General features: G+C 67.6%; 23 protein-coding genes and 2 pseudogenes. 13 read left to right on the forward strand and 12 right to left on the reverse strand.

What is annotated here, in order from left to right:
• Positions 1 to 236: 236 nt before the first annotated feature.
• The 3 genes from ACZ7EG_RS38130 to ACZ7EG_RS38140 form a co-directional block, all read right to left on the reverse strand.
• Positions 237 to 719 carry a hypothetical protein gene (locus ACZ7EG_RS38130; protein WP_471089127.1) on the reverse strand — a complete coding sequence of 161 codons (483 nt, stop codon included), beginning with the start codon at positions 717 to 719 and terminating at the stop codon, positions 237 to 239.
• A 98-nt stretch (positions 720 to 817) separates the two neighbouring features.
• A complete protein-coding gene (locus tag ACZ7EG_RS38135) occupies positions 818 to 1,105 on the reverse strand; it encodes a response regulator transcription factor (RefSeq protein WP_471089129.1) in 288 nt (95 codons plus the stop codon).
• A 916-nt stretch (positions 1,106 to 2,021) separates the two neighbouring features.
• Positions 2,022 to 2,783 (reverse strand): hypothetical protein, encoded by a 762-nt coding sequence (locus tag ACZ7EG_RS38140; protein ID WP_471089131.1) that lies wholly within the window; start codon positions 2,781 to 2,783, stop codon positions 2,022 to 2,024.
• A 437-nt stretch (positions 2,784 to 3,220) separates the two neighbouring features.
• Between ACZ7EG_RS38140 and ACZ7EG_RS38145 the strand changes: the two genes are divergently transcribed.
• Positions 3,221 to 3,745: a hypothetical protein gene (locus ACZ7EG_RS38145; protein ID WP_471089133.1), complete on the forward strand. Its 525-nt coding sequence runs from the start codon at positions 3,221 to 3,223 to the stop codon at positions 3,743 to 3,745.
• Between the two features lie 56 nt (positions 3,746 to 3,801).
• On the opposite strand, the gene ACZ7EG_RS38150 is transcribed toward ACZ7EG_RS38145, so the two are convergent.
• A complete protein-coding gene (locus ACZ7EG_RS38150) occupies positions 3,802 to 4,953 on the reverse strand; it encodes an ISL3 family transposase (protein ID WP_471089135.1) in 1,152 nt (383 codons plus the stop codon).
• Here ACZ7EG_RS38150 and ACZ7EG_RS38155 point away from each other — a divergent pair.
• Positions 4,952 to 5,074: a hypothetical protein gene (locus ACZ7EG_RS38155; RefSeq protein WP_471089137.1), complete on the forward strand. Its 123-nt coding sequence runs from the start codon at positions 4,952 to 4,954 to the stop codon at positions 5,072 to 5,074. The genes ACZ7EG_RS38150 and ACZ7EG_RS38155 overlap by 2 nt on opposite strands.
• A 21-nt stretch (positions 5,075 to 5,095) precedes the next feature.
• On the opposite strand, the gene ACZ7EG_RS38160 is transcribed toward ACZ7EG_RS38155, so the two are convergent.
• Complete coding sequence (locus ACZ7EG_RS38160) at positions 5,096 to 5,506, reverse strand: Rid family hydrolase (protein ID WP_471089139.1); 411 nt, start codon at positions 5,504 to 5,506, stop codon at positions 5,096 to 5,098.
• Between the two features lie 79 nt (positions 5,507 to 5,585).
• On the opposite strand from ACZ7EG_RS38160, the gene ACZ7EG_RS38165 reads away from it, so the two are divergent.
• The 3 genes and pseudogenes from ACZ7EG_RS38165 (at position 5,586) to ACZ7EG_RS38175 (ending at position 7,441) form a co-directional block, all read left to right on the forward strand.
• Positions 5,586 to 5,957 (forward strand): winged helix-turn-helix transcriptional regulator, encoded by a 372-nt coding sequence (locus ACZ7EG_RS38165; protein WP_471089141.1) that lies wholly within the window; start codon positions 5,586 to 5,588, stop codon positions 5,955 to 5,957.
• A 368-nt stretch (positions 5,958 to 6,325) separates the two neighbouring features.
• Positions 6,326 to 6,838 (forward strand): annotated as a pseudogene (locus ACZ7EG_RS38170) (lamin tail domain-containing protein).
• Between the two features lie 345 nt (positions 6,839 to 7,183).
• Entirely contained in the window at positions 7,184 to 7,441 is a 258-nt protein-coding gene (locus tag ACZ7EG_RS38175; RefSeq protein WP_471089143.1) for a hypothetical protein, read from the forward strand.
• A gap of 499 nt (positions 7,442 to 7,940) precedes the next feature.
• Here the strand turns inward: ACZ7EG_RS38175 and ACZ7EG_RS38180 are convergent, their stop codons facing one another.
• On the reverse strand, positions 7,941 to 8,117 hold the full coding sequence (locus tag ACZ7EG_RS38180; RefSeq protein WP_471089145.1) for a hypothetical protein: 177 nt from the start codon (positions 8,115 to 8,117) through the stop codon (positions 7,941 to 7,943).
• Between the two features lie 969 nt (positions 8,118 to 9,086).
• Positions 9,087 to 9,452 carry a hypothetical protein gene (locus ACZ7EG_RS38185; RefSeq protein WP_471089147.1) on the reverse strand — a complete coding sequence of 122 codons (366 nt, stop codon included), beginning with the start codon at positions 9,450 to 9,452 and terminating at the stop codon, positions 9,087 to 9,089.
• Between the two features lie 675 nt (positions 9,453 to 10,127).
• Between ACZ7EG_RS38185 and ACZ7EG_RS38190 the strand changes: the two genes are divergently transcribed.
• Together ACZ7EG_RS38190 and ACZ7EG_RS38195 are read left to right on the forward strand one after the other, a co-directional pair.
• On the forward strand, positions 10,128 to 10,406 hold the full coding sequence (locus ACZ7EG_RS38190; RefSeq protein ID WP_471089149.1) for a transcriptional regulator: 279 nt from the start codon (positions 10,128 to 10,130) through the stop codon (positions 10,404 to 10,406).
• A gap of 585 nt (positions 10,407 to 10,991) precedes the next feature.
• Positions 10,992 to 11,606, forward strand: a complete 615-nt coding sequence (locus ACZ7EG_RS38195; RefSeq protein ID WP_471089151.1) for a dienelactone hydrolase family protein — start codon at positions 10,992 to 10,994, stop codon at positions 11,604 to 11,606.
• Here ACZ7EG_RS38195 and ACZ7EG_RS38200 read toward each other — a convergent pair.
• Both ACZ7EG_RS38200 and ACZ7EG_RS38205 read right to left on the reverse strand, forming a co-directional pair.
• Positions 11,576 to 11,995, reverse strand: a pseudogene (locus ACZ7EG_RS38200) (transposase family protein); the annotation flags it as partial. The gene ACZ7EG_RS38195 and the pseudogene ACZ7EG_RS38200 sit on opposite strands and share 31 nt — an antisense overlap.
• Positions 11,996 to 12,058: 63 nt before the next feature.
• Entirely contained in the window at positions 12,059 to 12,898 is an 840-nt protein-coding gene (locus tag ACZ7EG_RS38205; protein WP_471089153.1) for an RNA polymerase sigma factor SigF, read from the reverse strand.
• A 410-nt stretch (positions 12,899 to 13,308) separates the two neighbouring features.
• Here ACZ7EG_RS38205 and ACZ7EG_RS38210 point away from each other — a divergent pair, with 410 nt between their 5' ends.
• The 3 genes from ACZ7EG_RS38210 (at position 13,309) to ACZ7EG_RS38220 (ending at position 15,875) form a co-directional block, all read left to right on the forward strand.
• Positions 13,309 to 13,587, forward strand: a complete 279-nt coding sequence (locus tag ACZ7EG_RS38210; protein ID WP_471089155.1) for a polyprenyl synthetase — start codon at positions 13,309 to 13,311, stop codon at positions 13,585 to 13,587.
• Entirely contained in the window at positions 13,577 to 14,632 is a 1,056-nt protein-coding gene (locus tag ACZ7EG_RS38215) for a polyprenyl synthetase family protein (RefSeq protein WP_471089157.1), read from the forward strand. Before ACZ7EG_RS38210 ends, ACZ7EG_RS38215 begins: the two co-directional genes overlap by 11 nt.
• A gap of 82 nt (positions 14,633 to 14,714) precedes the next feature.
• Positions 14,715 to 15,875, forward strand: a complete 1,161-nt coding sequence (locus ACZ7EG_RS38220; RefSeq protein WP_471089159.1) for an oxygenase MpaB family protein — start codon at positions 14,715 to 14,717, stop codon at positions 15,873 to 15,875.
• A 59-nt stretch (positions 15,876 to 15,934) separates the two neighbouring features.
• On the opposite strand, the gene ACZ7EG_RS38225 is transcribed toward ACZ7EG_RS38220, so the two are convergent.
• From ACZ7EG_RS38225 to ACZ7EG_RS38235, 3 genes are all read right to left on the reverse strand, one after another.
• The gene (locus tag ACZ7EG_RS38225; protein WP_471089161.1) at positions 15,935 to 16,867 is read right to left on the reverse strand and encodes an anti-sigma factor RsbA family regulatory protein; all 933 of its coding nucleotides are present in this window, start codon (positions 16,865 to 16,867) and stop codon (positions 15,935 to 15,937) included.
• Positions 16,867 to 17,223 (reverse strand): STAS domain-containing protein, encoded by a 357-nt coding sequence (locus ACZ7EG_RS38230; RefSeq protein WP_471089163.1) that lies wholly within the window; start codon positions 17,221 to 17,223, stop codon positions 16,867 to 16,869. Before ACZ7EG_RS38230 ends, ACZ7EG_RS38225 begins: the two co-directional genes overlap by 1 nt.
• Before the next feature lie 165 nt (positions 17,224 to 17,388).
• Complete coding sequence (locus tag ACZ7EG_RS38235; protein WP_471089165.1) at positions 17,389 to 17,793, reverse strand: ATP-binding protein; 405 nt, start codon at positions 17,791 to 17,793, stop codon at positions 17,389 to 17,391.
• 265 nt (positions 17,794 to 18,058) lie between these two features.
• On the opposite strand from ACZ7EG_RS38235, the gene ACZ7EG_RS38240 reads away from it, so the two are divergent.
• The 3 genes from ACZ7EG_RS38240 to ACZ7EG_RS38250 all read left to right on the forward strand — a co-directional run bounded on the left by ACZ7EG_RS38240 (position 18,059) and on the right by ACZ7EG_RS38250 (position 21,220).
• On the forward strand, positions 18,059 to 18,589 hold the full coding sequence (locus ACZ7EG_RS38240) for a methanogen output domain 1-containing protein (RefSeq protein ID WP_471089167.1): 531 nt from the start codon (positions 18,059 to 18,061) through the stop codon (positions 18,587 to 18,589).
• The gene (locus ACZ7EG_RS38245) at positions 18,586 to 20,166 is read left to right on the forward strand and encodes a SpoIIE family protein phosphatase (protein ID WP_471089169.1); all 1,581 of its coding nucleotides are present in this window, start codon (positions 18,586 to 18,588) and stop codon (positions 20,164 to 20,166) included. Before ACZ7EG_RS38240 ends, ACZ7EG_RS38245 begins: the two co-directional genes overlap by 4 nt.
• An 883-nt stretch (positions 20,167 to 21,049) precedes the next feature.
• The gene (locus tag ACZ7EG_RS38250; protein WP_011113206.1) at positions 21,050 to 21,220 is read left to right on the forward strand and encodes a DUF5670 family protein; all 171 of its coding nucleotides are present in this window, start codon (positions 21,050 to 21,052) and stop codon (positions 21,218 to 21,220) included.
• The last annotated feature ends 287 nt before the right edge of the window (positions 21,221 to 21,507 follow it).

A 21,507-nucleotide genomic window follows, 5' to 3' on the forward strand; every position in this document is an offset into this window, starting at 1 on the left:
GTGGATTCGTCGTAGACGGCCGGCGGGTAGGTCCAGCCGAGTTCGAGCAGGCCGTCCTGGACCACGCCGGTGATGTCCAGCAGGTAGGGCCGGGGGGCATCGGGGTCGGTGTGCCCGGCGAGGCCGTGGAGAAGGCCACTGCGGCGAGAGCCACGGCGGCGATGGACGGCATCACGATGTTCGTGATTCGCTTTTTCGGGTTACTCATCTCAGTTTTCCCTTCCGGTTTTCCTGTGTCAGGAGTTGGTCCACTGGAACGATGCGTTCTGGTTGTAGACGTTCCGGAAGCGGGCGATGTGCTGGTAGGGGTCCATCACATCCTGAGCGCCTTTGTAGCCGCTGTTGTAGTAGACGCGGGCTGTATACCTGGGGTGGTGGTTCTCGCCGGACGCGGCGTTGTTTTTGATGGGCTGGCTGGAGCCAGGCCACGGGTTGCTCGCGCCCTCGTGGCAGAATCTGAGCCGGTATGTGCTGGGGTCGGATCCTCCGGGGCGAAGTACGTCGAAGTTGTAGACGCGGTAGCCGATGTTTCTCCAGGTTCCCTTCTGGCCGGAGTTGTAGAAGATGGAGAACTTGAAAGCTGACCGGCCGGGTAACTCGCAGGCCTCCATGCTCCACAGGTTGTCGTCGTCGTAGTAGTTGTCGTCTGCCGCTGCCGGTTTCACGGTCGCGCAGAGCGCTGCTACAACTCCGACCAGGACTCCAAGGAACTTGCGCATAGTTCTCCTTTTGCTGTTCTCTCCACTGCCAGTAACAGCCCAGACACCGGCGTGAAGTTTCCGGTTACACATCATTACCGCTTCGCGGCCAGCCGGGGCTATTCGCCCGGCCAGGCCGTCGGCTGTGATGACGCGCCATTACCTTTTGACCGCCAAACGCTGGACGCTTCGCCAAACGAACCGAGCAGGCCCAATTCCTGCGCCTTGGCCCCCAGCGCGACACGGCCCCTGACCTGAAATTGGGACATGATGTTTCCCACGCGTCGCTGCACTGTGCGATGCCCTATACCCAGCTGTCGGGCAACTCCTGCGTCGCTCAGCCCGCTGTAGAGCAACTCAAGAATCTTGAAATCCGTTTCCTTGAGTTGCGACTCACTCGCACTCAAGCTTCCCCCTCAGCATTAGCCAGCAAGCGCTATAGCATGAAGATTCTATGAAGGTCCCACGAGGAACAACAGCCCCACAAGGCGTACCAAACAGACACAAGCGACAATCTTGCTGGCGTCTTTACGCCATTTGCATCCAGGCGACATGATGTGCCTGATCTTCCCAGGTGAAGCGGGTACGGGCGCTTCGAGCTATCGCTCGTCGAGCGATTTCAGCCGCCACTTGGCCACTTTGACGCTAAGCGGCTTTCCTCTATCGCTTCACATTCTGCTCGTTCACCAACCGCTGCCGAACGGGCCGACCCGGGCCGGACTGCCTGAACGATCAAGCCTATGCCGGCATGGGGGTACGACCACGGTCACCTGCGGTGATGATAGGTGGGCCTCACATCACCACTGCATCGCCCGCAGAAACATCGAGACCTCACAACGCCGGGGTCGTCACCGATGGACCGGTGACCGCCATGCCCAGGCTCGTCGGCTGCCGCAGAAGTCAGCCGACGCTTCGGACGCGAAGTGACGTCTCCTCGCGTTCACCAGCATCGCCTGCGCCCCCATTTGCTACCGAACTCAGTCTTCTCGCGGCTTGCTACCGGGCGAGCGGATTCGCGCTGCGGGCCCTCAGCAGGCAGCGAAGCGACGGACAGATCGGACTCTTGGGACGGCGCCTGCCCATGAAGGAACCGCTGGCAGTGATCGACAACGAGACGGCGCCGGTCTGCCTCGGTCGGCTCATCACCAGTGAACTCAAGGGCGACACGATGGGCTCACCCGCGATGCGCAACGTCTGGCCAGGGCGTCGAACCCACAAACGCACTCGTCGGGCATCTCCCACCATGCCTCTGTGAACGCTCGGTCGCGGAATACGTACACGTGGTAGTCGTCACCGAAGATGATCACGGGGCCGGTGGCATAGTCACGAGCGAAGGAGGGACATCACATCGGATGACGAGACGGTCTGCTGATTCCGGGGTGGGGTGACAGTGACCGGCTCTCCGAGCCCGCTGAACTGGACGAAGAAGGACCGGCCCCCTTCGACGTGGAACTCCGCGAGTCGGGTTGATGGTTTTCCGTGCTCAGGTACGTACACACGAATCCTCACGGGACCATCCGTGAGCGTCAGAGGTCGCAGCCTTGCTCCCTGGCGTTCGGTAACCGGTTCAGGAAGGACGTCGCTGTCGCTACTGCTGGCTCCAGCCAGCAGCTCCCCCGTCTTGCAGACAGCGGCTATGCCCTCAAGCTGCGGCGTTTCCGCGGGGAGTTCGGTCACCATGTACGCCCCACGCAACAGCCTGGCTGCTTCCCAGGCGGGCACGTCATCGGCAGGCGTCACAGGACCCGCGCTGGCGGCTCGGCCGTCGTTGAGCAGCGACACGGCCTGATCCACGTCCGAGTCCTTCCATCGCGTCCACACCCGCCCTTTTGAGAGCAGGCTCTCGGCACCGCCCACCGTCCCCTTACAGTCACCTCCCGCGATGACCTGGGCGTCGAATGGGGTCTTCGTCCCGTCAGGGCTGCGGATCTCGCCAGTCATCCTGTAGGAGTGCGCCTCCCGAACGGGCTGCAGGGCCTCTTCCAGGGCTCGTGCCTCGCTGCTGCCGCTGGCGGTGGCACAAGAAGTCAGCGTCACCGCTAATGACAGGACCACGCCTGCCGCCACGACGGGCTTTCCGAGCATCTTCCATCTCCCCATTTTCGTCCATCGGAAGCTCAACTCTCCATCAGTGCACAGGCGTTGACAACCGCAAGTGGTTGCGTTGCAGCCATCACCCGTCGGCACCGCGAGGTCCGACCGGGCATCAGGGCCCGCGGTCTCGGGGCTGGCTCAGTTGTCATGGGGCGGGCCGTAGAAGGCGTTGCCCTGTGGTGTCGCGTGCACGGGCGAGGCCAGGAGCGCACAGGCGGCGGCGATCGAGCAGGAAGCGCATGAGGACTTCCCTCTGGCCCGGCTTGTGGGTGGCTTCGTTGATCTCCAAGGGGTTCTGGCACAGATCTTGGGGAGCAGTCGCCGAGTGTCACCGGGGCAGCACGGGTTGGGTCAGCCCGCAGGGCGGTTTGCCGGGACAGTCGAAATTTCCGGGCACTCTCGCGAGCCGTGCTGGCATCGTATGAATCATGGCAGCGATAGACGACACATCCGAGCCTGACAGCCCTGTCCGCAGCGCTTACCCGCCCCTGCTGGAGGAAGCGTGGCTGTATCAGGCGGATCAGGTGTGTCCGGAAGACCTGCCGATGACCGCTGCCCAGGCACTCGCAATTGGAATGGACACGCCGGCCCTGTGCGAGCTCGCTGGTCTGCCGCGTCATGCGGACCCGCGGGACATCCGTGACACATTCGAGCAGGCTCTTCAAGAATTGGGGATCAAGCTGCCCGATCACCACCTGGCCCGACGATACGCGCTGCGCAGGCTGGCCGCGCGATTCACCGCCGGGGAGGTGAATCTTGCCGAGTTGGCATCGGACGAGTGGGCGGAGGCGGAGGTCGAGACCGCTGAGGAGCAAGCATTCGTGGCGCTACTCCCGCCATGCGCGTGCTGCATCGAGTACACGCTGGGGCTCGACGAGGCGGCATGGGAAGCACAACTGCAAGTCGCGGCCCGTGCCTTGGTCTCACATCCCACTGTCGGACCGCGCTTCTGACGATTGAGGTCAGAAGGCGTTTCTGGCGCAACATCTGGGGTCGAGGTCGCGGAGAGTCACTGAAGCAGGATCATCTTGCGGAGTAGTTCGAACCCTGCTCTGCCGTAGAGCTGCCTCTTGATCTTCTTGATGCGGTTGACGGCGCCCTCGATGCTGCCGGAGCTCCAGTCGAGAGTGAGCCCGGCGGTCACGGCGTCGAGGTCTCGGAGCAGGTGGAGTGCAAAGCCGGTGAGGCCGGGCAGCTGGCTGGCGTCGACCGCGTCGATCCAGGTGGGGAGTGTGCAGCCGAGGCGGTCGGTGAGTATCTCGCCGAAGTCGCGGACGTGTCCGGAGGCCGTGTCCAGTTCGGGGCAGCGGGCCAGGACGTCCTTCAGGCCGGCCCGGTCCTCCTCGGTCAGTACGGTGGGGTGCCGGGTGAGCCAGCCGGTCACCTGCCGCACCGTCGGCGGCCGGGGCGGTGCCTCGGCCGGAACCGCGCGCAAGGTGGCGATGTGTGCACGCACCATGCCGTAGGTGACAGGAGCTTGCTCGGCGACCAGCTCGCCGTGGAGTTGGGTGACGCTGGTGCATCCCTCGGCGAAGCGTCGCTCCAGGTAGGGCTTGTAGGGGTCCAGCCTGCTGGGCCGGGGCCGGTTGTCGCGGATGGTGTCCTGCCAACGTGCGGCGTTCGCGTATCGCAGCACGGTGTTGAGGCCCCAGCCCAGGTGCCGGGCGATCGCCCGACGTGAGTGACCCTCGGTGAGCATCTCGTGGACAAGGGCATGTGCGGCCTTCTTCCGCTCGGCTCGCCGGCCGACCGGCTCCGCGCCGTTCTGCGGCCGATCGGAAGCCGGTGAGGTGTCCTGCGGCAGCGTGCCGCTGGGCATCGGGTTGCGCAGGCAGTCTCGATGGGCGGCGACGCAGGTCTCTACGGCCCGGCCGAGGCCCTGCCACAGATGAAAGCGGTCAGCGACCTGCAGGGCATCAGGGGCGCCGCGGCGGGCGCCCTCGGCGTAGGCACCCGCCCGGTCCCGGCAGATGATCTCCACGCCCGGGTGGCGGATCAGCCAGGCGGCCAGCGGTCCACCCTCGCGGGTCGGGAGCACATCGACTAAGCGATGGTCTTCGACACTGGTCAAGACCGTGGAGTAGGTCTGGCCGCGACGGATCGCGAAGTCGTCCACGCCCAGCACCCGTGGAGTACTGAACTGCGGATCGGGCAGTGCCATGACCCTGCGCACGGTCGACGGAGAGCAGGTCACGGCGCAGGAGGGGGACTTCTACGGCGGTTGGATCACCGCGGAGGTGCGTGGGCCGTTCAAGGGCGCGCCGGGCACCCAACTGTGGTGAGGCGGCGACGGTGAGAGCCTCTCAGTCGAGGATCGCGGTCGCCTCCACCTCGACCAGGACGTCGGGCTCGAACAGATAGTCGACCCCGATCAGCGAGGAGGGCGGAAGCGGCACCGTCAGCCCGATCTCCTCCGCCACCTGCCCGACCCCTGCCATGAACGCGTCGATCTTCTCGGGAGCCCAGTTTGTGACGTAGAACGTGAGCCTCAGGACGTCGTCGAACGACGCACCCGCCCCCGCGAGGCCCTTGCCGGTGTTCCGCAGCGCGTGGGCGACCTGTCCGGCGAGGTCTCCCGGGGCGACGGGCGATCCGTCCGCCGACCGGGCGACCTGGCCGCTGACATGCACGTGACGTCTTCCGGTGCCCACGGCCACATGCTCGTACGGGGTGGGCTGCATCATGCCTTCGGGTGTGAAACGACGGACGGACATGGAGGTCTCCTCACCTCGACCAACTCGGTATACCTTTGCTACCAGGTAGACGAAGGACACTTCAAGGAGACCAGGTATCGTGCCGGGTACTACGCACAGCCACGACGGCGAGCTCAGGATCGAGCACCCCCACCGGGAATTCCTCGACCAAGTGCTCGACAAGTGGTCGCTGAGCGTCCTCAACGAACTCTGCGAACACCCCTGCCGCTTCAACGACCTGCGCCGTGCGATCCCCGCGGTGACCCAGAAGTCGCTCACCGCGACGCTGCGCCGGCTCGAACGCAACGGCATCGTGGAGCGCGTGCTCCTCAGTTCCCGCCCCGTCGCCGTCGAGTACCGGATCACACCCCTGGGCAAGACCATGCGGCAGCCGGTCGAGGTGCTCCTGAAGTGGGTCGCGACCCACATGCCCGAGGTGGAACGCGCCCGTCGCGCCTTCGACCTCGCATGAACCGGCCGGCAACGTAAGTCCCCCGACGACCGTACTCAATGAGGGACACGACCCCTGCGGGAGCACCACGAGATGAGCTGTCTCGTCCTCCCGCAGCCCTCGGCACGACCTTCGCGTTGCGCGAAGCCGGACAATGACGGGCCCGTACCGGCACGGTCGTTGCGGGCTGCGATCTGCGCTGCCCGGTACCTCACATCCCCCGACCCGCGGCAGCCCAGGAGCATCACGAGGAGGCAGGCGGCGGTGACCTCACCTCCGCCGCCGCAGGCAACGCACCTCTGCGTCCTTCGAACGGGTGAAGGCACTCATCTCGTGCAACCACCGGACCCAGGTGCGTGTCCTGCACAGACGACACCACCCGCTCAACCATGGGGAGCCCGCTCTTGCGGCAAGACCCTCGCCTCGGCTCCGCTGTTGCGGCCGGCGCACTGACCGCCCTGTCCTTCGTTCCCGCACACGCCGCCGAGTACGGCTGTGTCGAAGATCCGCGGAGTGCAGTACGACGCGCCGGTCCGGGACTCCAACAGCTGTTCCTCGGGCCGCACCGACGAGAGGTACCCGACGGTGAAGAACTGCTCCTTGCGCTCGACGATCAACTTCAAGGGCTACGTCGCCAAGGACGCCACCGGTAACCGCTTCACCTTCACGCCAACCGCTACCTGCAGCCCGGTGACCATGTGAAGCTGCGCGGCGGCCACGGAACCGGCTCCGACACCGACACCCGCAACGTCGTCTACCGCGACAACTACAACTTCCTGTGGAACAACGACAAGATCACCAACTACCTGCACAAGCCCTCAGACAGCCGCGCCGACGTCCACGCCCACACCAACCGCAACAACGACCCCGACGGCAACGGTTACATCAACTTCCACAGCTGAGACCACCCGTCTCCGAGCTAGCTGCCCGGCCCGCCTCGATCCTGGGGCCGTCGGTGAGGCGAAGGTGCCAGCACTGCGAACACAGCGCCCTGTGCCCAGCGCACCCACTGACCGGCCCGCCGGCGAGCGAACCGACTGCCCGCGCAGCTTCACGCTCTCGCTCGCGCGCATCGGGTCGTGAGCGACGGCTGCCCGGCCAGGGCAGAGAGCTGCTGGGGTCACGGGCACTCGAAAGGACACAACACTTCCATGGGAGACGAACAGGGACGTGCGCGCGGTAACGGCCGCGCCGGAAAGGCAGGCCAGGGAAAGGCTGGCCGATCCAAGCGTGCCTCCGCCAAACCCGTGCGCCTGTACCACCGCTACCACGCGTGGCGTGCCCCGTTCCCGCTGTGGGCGAGGATCGTGTGCGACATCCTGTTCTGGACCCTCACTGCCGCCGCGGCCTACGTCGCGATCGGCAGCCTGTGCGGGGCCATCCTCATCGCAGCTCCCCTCCTCGGGTTCCTCGGACTCGCCTCGAGCAGAGAGCACGACGACGGCATCGACTGGAGCGACCACCGCATGGGAGGGCAGCCCAGGAACCCCGGGCCGAAAATCTAGTGCTGTCCTTGTCTCATCAACCTGGGCGCCGACCTCAACGAGCCAGGCGCGCGAACCCCTCGCAGCCGTCGCCGAGGTACCGTCCCCGCGCGCCCCGGCTGGGGCCGCATCCGCGTCAGAGCGTTCGGCGTGAACGAATCGGAAGTCACCAGCAATAAGGGGGATTCCGGCCGGATCCGAAGGCCGAGGCCCCGTTACGGCCCCCGAAGACGGAAACGGGGGTCGGACCGGACTTCGCCCCCCGCGTCCTCGGCATCGAGGGCGGCGGCACCGTCGACACCACCCTGGACGGCAGCGGTTTCGAGTGCGGCCAGAAAGTGGCCACGATGATGGGCGGCTTGGGCCGCGCCTTCGACGGCAGCTACGCCGGCCCCCTCAAGGCAACAGCAACGGCTCGACCAACCAGGCTCATGAAAGCGCGAGGTCAGGCCCCGGACTGACCCGGCGTGTCCAGCCCCCGGGAAGTGGAGGCATTCACGCCGGGCCCACTGACCATTCGCTACCGGTAGGAGGCGACCGCCCAGGTCGCCTTGTGGTGCTTGCTGTGCTCGCTCCAGCGGTATTTTCTCATGCCGTCCAGAGAGTCAATGACCTCGATCCAGCTGGTGGTGCCGGTGGGCTCACCCTTCGTGTCGAGGTTGGCCAGGCCACATTCCCTTGGCGCAGGTTGTGCCACCCGCCCCATCACTGGGTCGCTGCCGACACTGTTGGATATGGTCCGAGTGTTGGCCAGGGGCTCATGGGCATAGTCGGTGCACCATGGCTGGCGCCGTTGTCGACCTCCGCAACCTGCGTGGCAGCGGGCCACTTGGTGAGATCGTCGTTCGTGTGGCAGCGGGAGGCGCCGCTCTTGGAGAACTGGGTGACGCCTCCGCTGGCACCCAACCCAGAAGCGAGCCGGGTTGCCGTAGACCGAGGTCAGGTCATGACCCCAGGCACCACCGCCGCCGGGCTGCTTGGGCAGGGCGACGCTTGTGGGATTGATGAGTTGCTCCGCGCGGGTGTCGTAAGTGAACCTGCCCAGTTCCAGGCCGCCGAGGACCTCATCGCGCGAGCAAGGGCCACTGAGGTAGGTGCGCACATCGGCCGAGGCGAACAGCTCGATGAATGGCGGACGGTCCGCGACTTCGCCGGGTAGGGGACAACACTGATGAAACCGCTGGCGCCGTCACCGGCGACCAGGGCCCGGACCCGTCAGCTCGAAGGCACGGTGCCCGAGCTGCCCGGGCGGGGCCCGGGCGTGTCCGGGGTATGTCCGCCCGGAGGCCGGGGAGGCCGAGCTCGGCCACATGCTCCTACCGCAAGCGTGGGGGTGCGGATATGGCGCCAAGGCGTGCGCCCGGCGCTATTGACGCTGCTGCAGATGACGGAGTCGTCGCCACTACGCCCCCCGTCGGCTTCATTGCGCGCTCGAGGCTCGCCCACCGAGGCGCGGCCCTCGTCATCGTCTCCCAGAGCGACGCGAACAGTACCGTCGCGGAAATCCAGGCCACCGCGTCCAGCCGAACCCATTCCCGGGCTGCCCTCTGAGTACTAGTCAGCTACCGCCATACGCGTACCTCGCCCGCAACCCGTACAGCGCGCGGGACTCAACGGTCAGTCGAGCGGCCGGGCATCACCCAATCAAGTTCAGTAGCAGGGTGAATCAGTCGCTGCGGCTGTATGGGGTCCCGCCCAGTCTGGCGTCGTTCTCCGACAGCGACGTGGGCTGCTGCGGGCCGGGTCCGGAGCCACGCAGGATGCGAACGCGGCGGATTGCCGCTGCCGTTGTGAGGCTCAGGCACACCGAGGTGAGGGCCGAGGTACCGTATGCCGGCAGGTTCGCCGGCGGGTCTTCCACCCAACTGTGAGAGAGGGCACGGGATGGCTGCTCGGGGTCGAACGTGACAAGCATGGCCTCATCAGGGCGAGCCTCGGGATACATCCCGGCATAGTCCGAAAGCTTGACGTCGTCTCCCGCCCGAGGGCCGCCTACGAAGCGCACCTTGACGTACTGCGGCTTCGAGTCCACGCCGACGACGGTGGCGGCGGAAGTGACTCCCCTGGTCCGCAGGTCCCGTACCAGGGAGTGCGATGGGAGCCAAAGGACGGCAGTCATGCCCGCGCACAGGAGCGACATGCCGAGCCCGGCCAGGATCACGCGGCGCTGTGGGGGCGTTGGACGTGGCTTCCATCTCCCTGCCCTGCTCACCTGCCGGGCCCTGTCAACGTGCGGTGGCAGCTGGTACTCGTCCGCGGGGCGTCTGTTCTTCTTCTTGGCCACAGCTGGAATCCCTCATCATGAGGACCCTCCGCTAGCCTTATATGAACTGGCTGGCGTCGATGAGTCGTCTTCGATTGTGTTGTTGCGGAGCGGTCCCCCGACGGCGAGCAGCATCGGCCGGACACGGTCACGCGCGGGTGGGCACTTCAGTCTCCCCCATGCCGCAGGTACCTTCGTGCCGCAGGCCTGTCACCTGTTCCGTCGACCTTGGCATCAACCAGGCCACTCTGCGTGAGTGGGTGCTGAGGGGCCGGGAACGGTGAGGCGTCTGCCCGGCTGCCGTCCGTGCCGGGCAGACAGCCGTCCGATGCGCGCAGGCGACGCGGTCCGAGGACCCGGATGAGCGGATCCGGCATGCGGGAAGCTCGACCGGGACGGCGCCAAAAACCCACGGCCCGGCAACACTCAGCGATGCCCTCGTAGGTGGAACTTCCCCTCAACCGGCTGCACAACCATCTACGTCAGCAGGCGCAACGACGACGCCCTGCGTCACGACCTCCTGCGCCGGCCATGACCGCGTCCGGCCTCGACGAGGTGATCCATCCGACGCACCGGCTGCAGATCTGCGCCATGCTCGCCGCGGTGGAATCCATGGAGTTCTCAACTGTGCGCGACGCCCTGAGGGTGAGCGACTCCGTCCTGAGCAAACAGATGAAAGTGCTGCAGACGGCCGGCTACGCCACCGTCAGAAAGGCACCATGAACTCCCGGACCCACACCTGGCTCGCCCTCACCGACGCGGGCCGCACCGCTCTCGCCGGACACCTGGCAGAGCTGCGGCGCATCGCGGCACTCGCCGACCCGGCGAAGCAGTAGCCGGACCCCCGCGCAACCCGGTGGTCGCACGGGAGAGGGGAGACCGTTGCTGGGTGACGCCTCCCGCTCCACCGCTAGACGTCGGCACCCTTCGACCGACTGCTGGAGCAAGTGCTCTCGGACAGTCCCGGCGAGCCCGTCGACTGCCGGCAGAGGCGCCGAAATGGCAGTTCCTCCGCCATGCCGCAGACCGGTGCAGACGGCTGTTGCACGGCTCGGGCGACCCGGCGATCAGCCGCTTCGAACCCCGGCAGCCGGACGACAGCAGCGAGTTCGGCGACCGGCGCGCGGTCTGGAGGCCGCCCGCTCGGGCCTGCGCTCTTGAGACCGGCGAGTCGCCGCCCTCGAAGTCCGCCTCACCGAACAGGGACCACCGGCCTGGTCCTGTCCGGACGAGGCCCGTGGATGTCAGTGCTGCGGTCCATACTCGTGCCGCGGCGCCACCCGGGCACCGCAGTGTGAGGGGAGCAACATGGCTGAGGTGCTGGTCTTCCACCATGGACACGGGCTGACCGCCGGCGTGCGCAGTTTCGCCGAACAGTTGCGACGGGCCGGACACACCGTCCACGCTCCAGATCTGTACGAAGGGCAGGTATTCGACAGCCTCGAGGAGGGCGCCGCCTATGCCCAGAGCGTCGGGTTCGGCACGATCATCGCGCGCGGAGCCGCCGCCGCCGAGGGGCTGCCTGCGGAGCTCATCTTTGTGGGCTTCTCGCTCGGCGTCCTGCCGGCGCAGAAGCTGGCCCAGACTCGCCCCGGAGCAAAGGGTGCACTGTTGCTCGAGGCGTGCGTCCCAGTCTCGGAGTTCGGTGCCGCCTGGCCCCAAGACGTCCCGGTTCAGATTCACGGCATGGACGCAGATCCGTTCTTCGCCGGGGAGGGTGATGTGGACGCCGCCCGCGCGGTCGTCGAGACGGTGACGGAAGCCGAGCTGTTCCTCTACCCCGGCGACAGGCACCTGTTCACCGACAGCAGCCTGCCGTCCTACGACGAACAGGCCGCGATGCAGGTCGCCCATCGGGTGCTCGGCTTCCTCGACCGCATTGAGACCATGTCCTACGTGGTGAGGCGGACGAACCGCTTGTAGCAGCACATGGCTGCGGCGAGGCCGAGAAGAGCCGGGGAGTTGCGGCTGTGGCGCTCGCAGCCGGGGTTGAGTCTTCAGCAGCCGGACAGCCAGGAGATGGTGCGCTGGATAACCCAGCGGCGTCTCCCCCATGGGAGTCGTGTCTCGTATGGTTGCCCTCGATCATGGGCTTCAGCCCTTCGCCGTCCTGGGTGTTGGCGGCCGAGACAACCGACGAGGAGGGGCAGTCCGTTCGCGTCCGACAGGACGCGCATCCTGGAACCCGGCTTGCCCCGGCCCACGGGACTCGGACCTGTGTGTTCGCCTCCATTTCCGGCCCTGCCGTGCGCGGTGTCGAGCGCGACCCTTGTGACGTCGGTGAGGCCGGCGTCGTCTGGCCGGTGCAACACCAACAGGTTCCCAGCGGCCTCGACAGGCACACCCGGTCGGGGCCGGCCGGGGGCGCGCTGCTGTCAGCGGGTGGTGAGCATCCCTTCCCGCAGCCGGGCGAGGGTGCGGGAGAGCAGTCGGGAGACGTGCATCTGGGAAACACCGAGGAACTCGCCTATCTGTGCCTGGGTGAGTTCTTCGACGAAGCGCATGTGGATGATCTGCCGGTCGCGCTCGTCCAGTGCGGCGATCATCGGGGCGAGGGCGTGGAAGTCCTCCACGAGCTCGAGCGCCCGGTCGTCAGTGCCGATGAAGTCGGCCAGGACGGCCTCGCCGTCCTCGCTGGTGCTCAGGGTGGCGTCGAGGGAGGTGGAGTTGTAGCCGTTGGCGGCGATTCGGGCCTCGACCACCTCCTCTTCGGGCAGGCACATCAGCTCCGACAGTTCCTTCACCGTCGGTGTGCGGCCCAGACGGCTGCGGAGCTCTTCGGTGGCGCGGGCGAGCTGGACGCGGGCTTCCTGGAGGCGGCGGGGCACGTGCACGGCCCAGGTGGTGTCGCGGAAGAACCGCTTGATCTCGCCGACGATGTAGGGGATGGCGAAAGAGGTGAACTCCACCTCTCGCGTGAGCTCGAACCGGTCGATCGCCTTGATCAGGCCGATCATGCCGACCTGGACGATGTCCTCCATCTCCTCCGGACCGCGGCTGCGGAACCGTCCCGCCGCGAAGCGGACCAAGGACATGTTCATCTCGATCAGCGTGTTGCGTGCGTAGCTGTACTCGGGCGTACCCTCCTCCAGCACGGCCAGCTGGTCGAAGAACAGGCGGGACAACTCACGGGCGTCCTTCGGCGCGACCCTGGAAGGGTCGACGACCTCCGGCAGACCGGCTGTGTCCATCTTCGTCGCAGTCACTGTCGCCATGATGCTTCCCTCCCCTGAATGCACGCCCCAGCCCACCACGGGCCGACGACAGGGCGCCTACCCCAGCATGTACAGCTCATACCCGTCACCTGGAAGGTTCGTCGCTCACCCGCAGCCGGACATCACCGGACCGCCCTTCCCGAAGCCATGCAAAGCCCCGCACGTTCACCGAGCCAACCGCGTTCCTCGCGAACAGTCCGACTCCCCCTGCGGGCACCGACGTTGTGCCTGGGCACGGGTCAGCGCCTCGATCGCGAAAGGCCGGCCCATGATGCCCTGATCGCACATCCGTCCGGTGCGATCGCTCATTGGTGAGTTTCTCCTTGCCTCCACCTGGCGCGACGCGACGCTGAAAGGGATGGCGCAAGCAAGGCGTCTCGAGACGTACGTTCTGCAGGTGGGGAGAGGGCATGACACGGCAGTCGGAACGCCCCGGGGGCCTGGAACAGCCGGCGGTGCTGCTGGTGGCGGGACTGGCCGATCTGACGGTGAGCACTCTGGGAGCGGCCTTCGGGACGATGCGAGGACTGCTGCGTCGTTCCGACACGACCGACTTGGCGGCCGAGGCCGAACGGGAACTGCTCGCACGCGGGCGCCTGGCCCTCGACCGGTACGCAGCCGTACCTCCGGCCCATCTGGAAGTCCTCGCCCGACGCTCCATGGCCCGTCGGGCCGGCGATGGTGTCTGAGCGCTGGGAGCCGACCGCGTTCAGGGCCCATGTCGACGAGGTGCTGCGTCATTTCGTCGCTCAGGAAGCCGACAGGCTCGCGGTGATCGATCCCGCCCTGGCCCCGGTTGCCCGGCAGGTGGAACAGGCGGTCACGGACGGAAAGCGGCTGCGAGCGGCGTTCTGCTACTGGGGCTGGCGCGCGGCCGGGCAGCCGGACAGTGACGCGTTGGTGCGGGCGGCGGCCTCCATGGAGCTGGTACACGCCGCCGCCATGGTGCATGACGACCTCATCGACGACAGTGCACTGCGGCACGGCCGCCCCACCGCGCACGTGGCCCTGCGAGCAGCACTGAAGCGCCGCCGACGGGCGGCGCATGCGGCCCGGTCGCTGGCGATGCTGGTGGGGGACCTGCTGATGTCGATGGCCGGGCAGCTGTTCGCCGCCAGCGGCTTGCCCGCCGCCTACCTCGGCCGAGCCCGTCCGCTGTGGGCGGCTCTCGCCCGTGAGCTGATCGCCGGCGAGTGCCTGGAGATTCTGCACACCGGAACCACTCCTGACACCTCCGCGTCGCTGAAGGTGATCCGGTACAAGACCGCCAAGTACACCGTCGAGCAGCCTCTGCTGATCGGCGGTGCCCTGGCCGGCGCCGGCGAGCGGCTGCGTGAGGGGTATTCGGCGTATGGGCTGCCGCTGGGCGAGGCGTTTCAGCTCAGAGACGACCTGCTGGGTCTTTTCGGGGATCCGGAGCGCACCGGCAAGGCCAGCCTCGACGATGTGCGCGGCCACCGGCCCACCGCTCTGCTGGCAGAGACGTGGCGCATTGCCGGTGACGGAGAACGCGAGCAGTTGCGCGCTCTGTTGGGCCGACGCGATCTGGACCACAACGGACTGGAAGCCGTGCGCGCGGTGATGCTCCGGCTGAAGGCGCCGGACCGTGTCGAGGACATGATCACCGCGCGGGTCCAGGAGGCCACGGACTGCCTGCACGAGCTGGACATCCCCGGGCACGCCATCGCGGCTCTGACCGCGCTGGCCCGGTCGGCGACGGTCCGCCGCCACTGACGCCCTCGACAGCGGCGCGGCCGCACCGCCTCATGTCCACGACGGCGTCTCCGCCCGCCCCGCAAGACCAAGGAGCCCTGTGATGACCTACACCGAGGCGTCGATGGACGCGCTGCGTCAGGCGGGCGACGAACTCGCCGACGCCACCGTCGCCACCCTGTTCGAGCGCGGCGAGGTCGGCAAGTTCAACACCCTCATGCGGTACGTGTCCACCGCCGGTGCTCCCCTGCCCGATGGGCTGCCCGACGTCGCTCGGGAATACCTTCAGGCCACGAGCGCCCCGCCGGCCTGGGTGGACTGGGGGGAGATGGAAAAGGCACGGCTGTTCTTCATCGACAACAACGTGCACATCTCCACCGCGCTGTCGTTCGCCTCGATGCCCGCCTGCTACGTCGTCCCGCACGTGGCCAGGCTGCTGTCGGCCACGCACGGGCTGAAGTACCCGTCCAAGCGGATGGCGGAGACCGGCCAGTTCACCGTCTATCTCATGCAGCCCGGCGCGTTCGAGGCCGGCAGCCGCTTCATCCCCGCCGCGCAGAAGGTCCGTCTCCTGCACGCGTCCATCCGCCACCATCTCAGGCGCGAGGACCGCTGGGACACCGGGACACTGGGTGTGCCGATCTGCCAGGAGGACATGATCGGCGGCCAGATGTTCTTCTCCCTCCTCGTGCTGGATTCGCTGCACCGCCTCGGCATCCACATGTCCGTCGAGGGCGCGGAGGCGTATTTCTACGCCTGGCGGGTGGTGGGGGCGATGCTCGGCGTCGAGCAGGACGGCGTCCCCAGGACCTCGGAGGAAGCCCGCCAGTTCCTGGACCTGTACATGATCCGGCACATGGGTCCGTCCGAGGAAGGCGCGAACCTTACGCGGCAGTTGATCGACCTGTATGAGGAAGTGGTGCCCGGCACGCTCTTCGACCCGATCGTCTCCGCGCTGATCCGCCACCTGATCGGCGACACCTGTGCCGACTGGCTTCGAGTCCCCCGCACCGCCTGGGACACCGTCGTCAAGACCGTCCCCCACCTGCTCGGCATCCTGGAGACGATCGAGGACCGCTCACCGCTCGGAGCGTGGGCACTGGACCGCCTCGGTCACCTCACCACCATTTTCGAGCTCTCCTCCCTCACCCGCGGACGCGTCATGCACTACGCCATCCCGGAACAGCTCAAGCATGAGTACGGCGTCACCGGAACGGTGCTCCGCACCCACCGCTGGACCCCGCCCGCCCCCAGCATCATCTGACCGACAGCTTCCGGCACAGTGCGGGCGAAGCCGGCCGTGTCGCCGCGGTCGGACTTCCGTCAGCTGGGGAGGTAGCAGCGAATGGTGGTGCCGTCAGGGCCGGTGTGGACCCGGACGAGGTCGGCGAGTTGGTGGACGAGCAGGAGTCCACGACCGCCGGGCTGCGTGGGATTCGGCGGCCGGCGGCCGGCCAGGGGGTCGGTCAGCTGTCCGGCGTCGTGGACCTCGCAGACGAGGCGCTCGCTCTCGGCCCATATCCGCAGTGTGCCCGATCCCGCGCCGTGGACGACGCTGTTGGTGGTCAGCTCCGCCACCGCGAGTTCCAGGTCTCCCAGGCTCACCCCGGACAAGCCCAGGGACCGCGCCCGGGACACGGCGAAGTCGCGTGCGTCGGGCAGTGTCCGGGCGGCGAAAGGGAAGGCCGCGGCGCCGAGTGGGGCGAGCAGGGGCTCGTTGTAGCGGGCGATGATCTGCTCTGGGCTGTAGGCGGTGGATTGCGTCTGGCCATCGGCATCGATGACGACGGGGTGGGTCGCCAGGGCGTCACTGAGGGCCTGTTTCTCCAACTGCCCGGCGTCGTAGGGACACAGGATGGTCACCGCACGCCCGGTGAAAGCGGCATTGATCAGCGCCTCGTGCTGGACGCACGCCGGGTATTCGACGGCGGAACGGCCCTGCCAGATCGGCTCGCCGATGATACGGACCCGGCGGGCGCCGGGTTGGGCGTCGGCGAACTTGCGCAACACGCTGGGGATGATGCGGCCGGGGTTGCGGCCGGCCCGGGTCATGTCGATGAAGCGGACCTGTGCCGCCCGCTCACCCAGCTCCTCGCGGATCAGCTCCAGGCGATCCGGCGGGGCGGCGACGGCTGCGGGCTCACCGGCGTCCAGCCCTTCCCGCAGGAAAGGAACGGTTCCCGCGATGTACTGGTCCGTCCCGTCGTAGAAGAGCGCCGGATGAACGAACGGTTCGTGCGAGGTGGCTGTGCTCATCACGCAGCCACCTCGATCGAGGCAATCCCGGGCCAGAAGAGCTCAAGGATGCGGGGCAGCTGCGCCGGAGGCCGGTGAAGCACGATCCGCTGCCCCTCGGGGAGGCGCTGGGCAGTGACCGCCAGGTCCGTCGCACCGGCCACATCCACGAACCTCACCCGGGACAAATCCACATGCAGCACATCCGTGCGACGCTCGACCAGCTGCTTCAGCGCCTGCTGCCAAACGGTCCGTGTGTTCAAGCTGATCTCCCCGGTCGCCCCCAGCCCCGAACTGTCGGGCAGCGGAACGATCTGCAGTACCGCGCCACGTGGCGGCGCGACGGGGGACCCGCCCACGCCAGGTGCGACATCCACGCTCTTGCCCCCCAGTCCCCCGGGCTCGACCGCACGGCGGCTCACATCGATCAGATTTCACCCTACCCGGTCTGGCACCGCGGAGGCCCAGCCCGGCCAAGTAGATCAATACGGCCTGCAGTCCCCTCGTCGACGACTGCTCCACGCCTGGCGGGCACGGTGAGCTCAGGGGGCGGGAACGATTTCCGCCCAGACCGTTTTGCCGGGGTGGCGTGGGATGACGCCCCAGCGTTGGACGAGTCGTTCCAGGAGCTGCATGCCGAAACCGCCGGGTTCGGTGTTCTTGGTGGCACGGATGCGCGGCCAGCGGTCACTGTGATCGCTGACCGCGACGCGCAGCAGTCGGCCGTCCCAGGTGAGCCGGATCAAAGGCGGGCCGGCGCCGTGGCGGATGGCGTTGGTGATCAGTTCCGAGACGAGCAGTTCGGCGGTGTGGGGCATCGGGTGCCGGCGCAGCGGGCCGCCGAAGCCTTCCAGGCAGTCACGGACCCAGTGCCGGGCCGCCGTGATACTCGCCGTGGCTGCGGGCAGACGCGTCTGGCAGGACGTGGTGGTCGGTTCGCTGTTCACAAGGTTCCTCCCGCGGGGGATGGCCCGGCGCCGCCGTCGACCGGCTCTGCGCAGCCGGTGGCGGCCATCTGTCGGGTTACCCCTGCCCGCCTGACGAACCAGGTGTGTGTGCCGGGTGACCGTCGGATTCTGTGAAGGGTCATCCGCCCCTATCGAGGGGACCGGTGGTGTCGGGCTGGAGTTCGCTGACAGAATCAGGTCTCGTCACCGGGCATGGGGCCACGCCGGTGGCGTGCCGCCGTGGCCCGAGGGTGAGGGAGCCGGCATGGAGCAGGTTTCGGATGTGGAGATTCCGCTGGACCGTGATGTGTTCCTGCGGACGTTGGTGCGTGAGTTGGCGACGTCGCTGGAGTCGGTGATCGGTCTGGAGGAGGCGTCCGGTTACGTCAGCCTGGTGGGGCAGGCCGTCGGGACGCAGATCGACACGATGTACCTCAAGGCGCTGGGAGCCGACCGGCTCACAGGTGAGCAGGTCGCCGAGGCGCTCGTGGATCTCAAACGCCGTATCGCGGGTGACTTCTACGTCATCGAGCACGACGAGAAGAAGATCGTGCTGGGCAACCGGGTGTGCCCGTTCGCGGAGAAGGTGGTGGGTCGGGAGTCGATGTGCATGATGACGTCCAACGTCTTCGGCACCATCGCCGCCCGCAATCTGGGCTACGCGCGGGTGGAGCTGGAGGAGACCATCGCGCGCGGCGACGCGGGCTGCCGGGTGGTGGTGCACCTGGTGCCCGACGTGGATGTCGAGACGGTGAGTGGCCGTGAGTACTTCGGCGACCGGGCTGTGGCTCCATGACCCTTGGCCTCTTCCGGGCCATCACCAGACCGCTGCCCCATCCGGTGCTGCTGTGCGGGGCCGACGGCCGAGTGCTGGCCTCCAACCCGGCGGCCGGCCGCTGTGACGACAGGCTGCGCCCGGGCGCCAGCGTGTTCGACCTACGGCCCGACGACATACCGTGGCTGCGCCGGCAACTGGCTGTATGGCTGCACAGCGGCAGCCCGGTGCCGGGCTCACTGGTCATCAAGGACGCTGACGGCCGCATGCGGCGGTTTCGCTGCCACGGGGCGCGGGCCACGTGGTGGGACGGCCCGCAGCCGGCCGTGCAGCTGCATCTCGTCGAGGCCGGGGCGTCGGACCGGTTCGTCGTGCTCAGCCAGCAGGTGGAGGCACTGAACCGGGAGGTGGCCTTCCGCCGGGCCACGGAAGTGGACCGGGCCAGGTTGCTGGCCGCTGAACAGGCCGCCCGTGCCCAGTTGCAGCACCTGTACGACCTGACGGCCGCCCTGGCCGGCGCTATCACCCTCGCGGAGGTTTCCCGCGTCGTCAGCGAGGTGGCGCCGGCCGCCCTGGGAGCCACCGCGGCGGAACTCTATCTGCACTCGGCGCGGCTGGTGCCGCCCCTGCAGCCGGAGGACAACGGTCTTCCGGCAGACGCGGGGGGCTGGACCGACCTGGACCGGCCGTCTTCATCGGACGGCTCGCTTCCCGGTGAAGCCGCGGATGCGGTTCCCCTTGCCCTGTCGCTGGAGGCGGACGGTGTCCACCTGGGCATGATGATCGTGTACGGCTCGCACAGCTCGACCGCTCCCGAGCACGTGACGGCTGTGGCCCAGCAGATCGCCCAGGCCCTGCGCCGGGCGGGGCTGCACGAGCACGAGCACCGGGTCGCCGAACGCCTGCAGCTCAGTCTGCTGCCGCAGCTGCCACAGCTGCCCGGTCTGGAGGCGGCCACCTGCTACGCCCCAGGAAGTGACCTGCTCTCGGTCGGCGGCGACTGGTACGACGTCTACGACGTGGATGCCGATCACATCGGCCTGAGCATCGGCGACGTCGCCGGCCACGGACTGCATGAAGCGACCGTCATGGCACAGATCACCGCCGCCCTGCGCAACATCGTGCCGCGCTGCGGCACCGACCCCGCCGCCGTCCTGGAGGAACTCAACACCTTCCTGGGCCGCTACCATCCGAGCCGCATGGCCACCGCCTGCTACCTGGTCTTCGAGCGCCGGACACGCACCCTGAGGTACGCGAGCGCCGGCCATCCGCCTCCGCTGCTCATCCACGCCGACGGCGCCAGCGCCTACCTCAACCACGCCATCTCACCGCCTCTCGGCCCCGTCCGGAACGTCTGCTATCGACAGGCCGACGCCATCGTGAGCGAGTCCGACACACTGCTTCTGTACACCGACGGGCTGATCGAGCGCCGTCGCGAGGACCTCGCCATAGGGATGGGGCGGCTGACCCGGTTCGCCCGTACCACCAGCGGCCTGAGCATCGCCGAGCTGTGCGACCGGTTCCTGCACCACCAGCCCGAGGCGGCGTTCCCCGACGACCGGGCCCTGCTCGCCGTCCGCTTCCCCTCAACGGCCTGAACACAGGTCCTGGCCTCCTGGGCCACGACCGGATATGCAGGACCGAGAACCACACCCGGGACAAGCCGACGCCGGACCAGATCTACGCGATCGTGGATCCGACGGCAGGACGTGGGGGCAGGTCGTCGACACCAACAAGCTCGGTACCGGTGTGGGCCCAGCCGGCTCAGGTGCCCGCTACGCAGTCCGCTTCCCGGTCCTTCAGTATCGGGGCCTCCTCGACGAATGGTTCCGGCGGAGACCGAGGAGGCCCACCCGGCAGGCGTACTGCGCCGCCCGGATCCCCACACAGTGGAACACTTACGTCGGCGGCCACCTCCTCGCCGGTTTCCAGACGGTTGACGACGTGGTGAAGTGGTTCGCCGACCGCTTCGCCGGCAAACCGATGCCTGGGAACTGTTGACGTCCGTCGAGGCCTCGTTCCCAGTACGGGTAGCGCGCCCCGTGATGACAGTCCTCTCGGCAACACGGAGATGGTCATCGCTCGTTCCCGGCGGGCTCGCCGGGCGTCTCCAGAGCAGGGTGGACGACACCATCGACTTCCTGCACCACGCTGGAGCGGCCGTGCCCCTCTGGGTCGTGACCGAGGGGCGTGTGGATGTCTGCCGCAGGGACTCGTCCGCTCACTGGCCGGCATCTCGCCATTTCCCACGCGCGGAAGGAGTGGCTGAGGATACCGGCGGGCATGTCGCCTCGCGCGGGCATGCCGCCCGGAGGATCATCCGGCCTTGCGCCGGGGGCCCGGCGCGCTGTCGCCGTAGATCGCGTCGGCGATGCGGGGAGGAATTGAGTTGACTGCCCGCAGAGCTGGTGAAGAAACCAGGGAGTTCGCCCGTGTGTTCTACCTGCCGACGGGCACAAGGAGCGGCGGAGGTTGATAATCATGGTTCCCCTGCTTCTTGTTCTGCTGCTGGCTCTCATCCTCTTCGGCGCGGGCTTCGCGCTGAAGGCACTGTGGTGGATCGCCGTGATCGTGCTGGTCGTCTGGCTGCTGGGCTTCGTCGTCCGCACCGCGGACAGCGGTGGCCGTAAGGGCCGCTGGTATCGCTGGTAGTCCAGTCAGCACGAAGCGACACCAACCATCGGTGGGCCCCGGACAGTGTCCGGGGCCCACCGGCATCCCTCGCAGAAGAAGACACTGACCCCGGTGAGCGGGGTGGCGTACGGATCGCGGGCCGGCACCCGACGCATTGCCGTCTGCCACAGAGACAGAGCGCCTCCCGTGATGTCACCACCGACGTAGTGGGTGTTGTGGTCCGGTAGGAACGCGCAATAGTCCGCCTCCGCCCTCATCAAAGACCCTGGCCATCCGCACATTCGGGGCGGTGCTGCTGCGGGGAG

It is taken from the genome of Streptomyces sp. NPDC037100, assembly GCF_055606225.1.

Excerpts from the sequence above, each read along its gene's own strand:
- ACZ7EG_RS38130 (WP_471089127.1), bottom strand. The coding sequence starts at position 719 with ATGCGCAAGTTCCTTGGAGTCCTGGTCGGAGTTGTAGCAGCGCTCTGC.
- ACZ7EG_RS38155 (WP_471089137.1), top strand. The coding sequence starts at position 4,952 with ATGACCCTGCGCACGGTCGACGGAGAGCAGGTCACGGCGCAGGAGGGG.
- ACZ7EG_RS38160 (WP_471089139.1), bottom strand. The coding sequence starts at position 5,506 with ATGTCCGTCCGTCGTTTCACACCCGAAGGCATGATGCAGCCCACCCCG.
- ACZ7EG_RS38225 (WP_471089161.1), bottom strand. The coding sequence starts at position 16,867 with ATGAGCACAGCCACCTCGCACGAACCGTTCGTTCATCCGGCGCTCTTC.
- ACZ7EG_RS38195 (WP_471089151.1), top strand. The coding sequence starts at position 10,992 with ATGGCTGAGGTGCTGGTCTTCCACCATGGACACGGGCTGACCGCCGGC.
- ACZ7EG_RS38250 (WP_011113206.1), top strand. The coding sequence starts at position 21,050 with ATGGTTCCCCTGCTTCTTGTTCTGCTGCTGGCTCTCATCCTCTTCGGC.
- ACZ7EG_RS38210 (WP_471089155.1), top strand. The coding sequence starts at position 13,309 with ATGACACGGCAGTCGGAACGCCCCGGGGGCCTGGAACAGCCGGCGGTG.
- ACZ7EG_RS38245 (WP_471089169.1), top strand. The coding sequence starts at position 18,586 with ATGACCCTTGGCCTCTTCCGGGCCATCACCAGACCGCTGCCCCATCCG.
- ACZ7EG_RS38215 (WP_471089157.1), top strand. The coding sequence starts at position 13,577 with ATGGTGTCTGAGCGCTGGGAGCCGACCGCGTTCAGGGCCCATGTCGAC.
- ACZ7EG_RS38140 (WP_471089131.1), bottom strand. The coding sequence starts at position 2,783 with ATGCTCGGAAAGCCCGTCGTGGCGGCAGGCGTGGTCCTGTCATTAGCG.
- ACZ7EG_RS38150 (WP_471089135.1), bottom strand. The coding sequence starts at position 4,953 with ATGGCACTGCCCGATCCGCAGTTCAGTACTCCACGGGTGCTGGGCGTG.
- ACZ7EG_RS38205 (WP_471089153.1), bottom strand. The coding sequence starts at position 12,898 with ATGGCGACAGTGACTGCGACGAAGATGGACACAGCCGGTCTGCCGGAG.
- ACZ7EG_RS38220 (WP_471089159.1), top strand. The coding sequence starts at position 14,715 with ATGACCTACACCGAGGCGTCGATGGACGCGCTGCGTCAGGCGGGCGAC.
- ACZ7EG_RS38145 (WP_471089133.1), top strand. The coding sequence starts at position 3,221 with ATGGCAGCGATAGACGACACATCCGAGCCTGACAGCCCTGTCCGCAGC.
- ACZ7EG_RS38240 (WP_471089167.1), top strand. The coding sequence starts at position 18,059 with ATGGAGCAGGTTTCGGATGTGGAGATTCCGCTGGACCGTGATGTGTTC.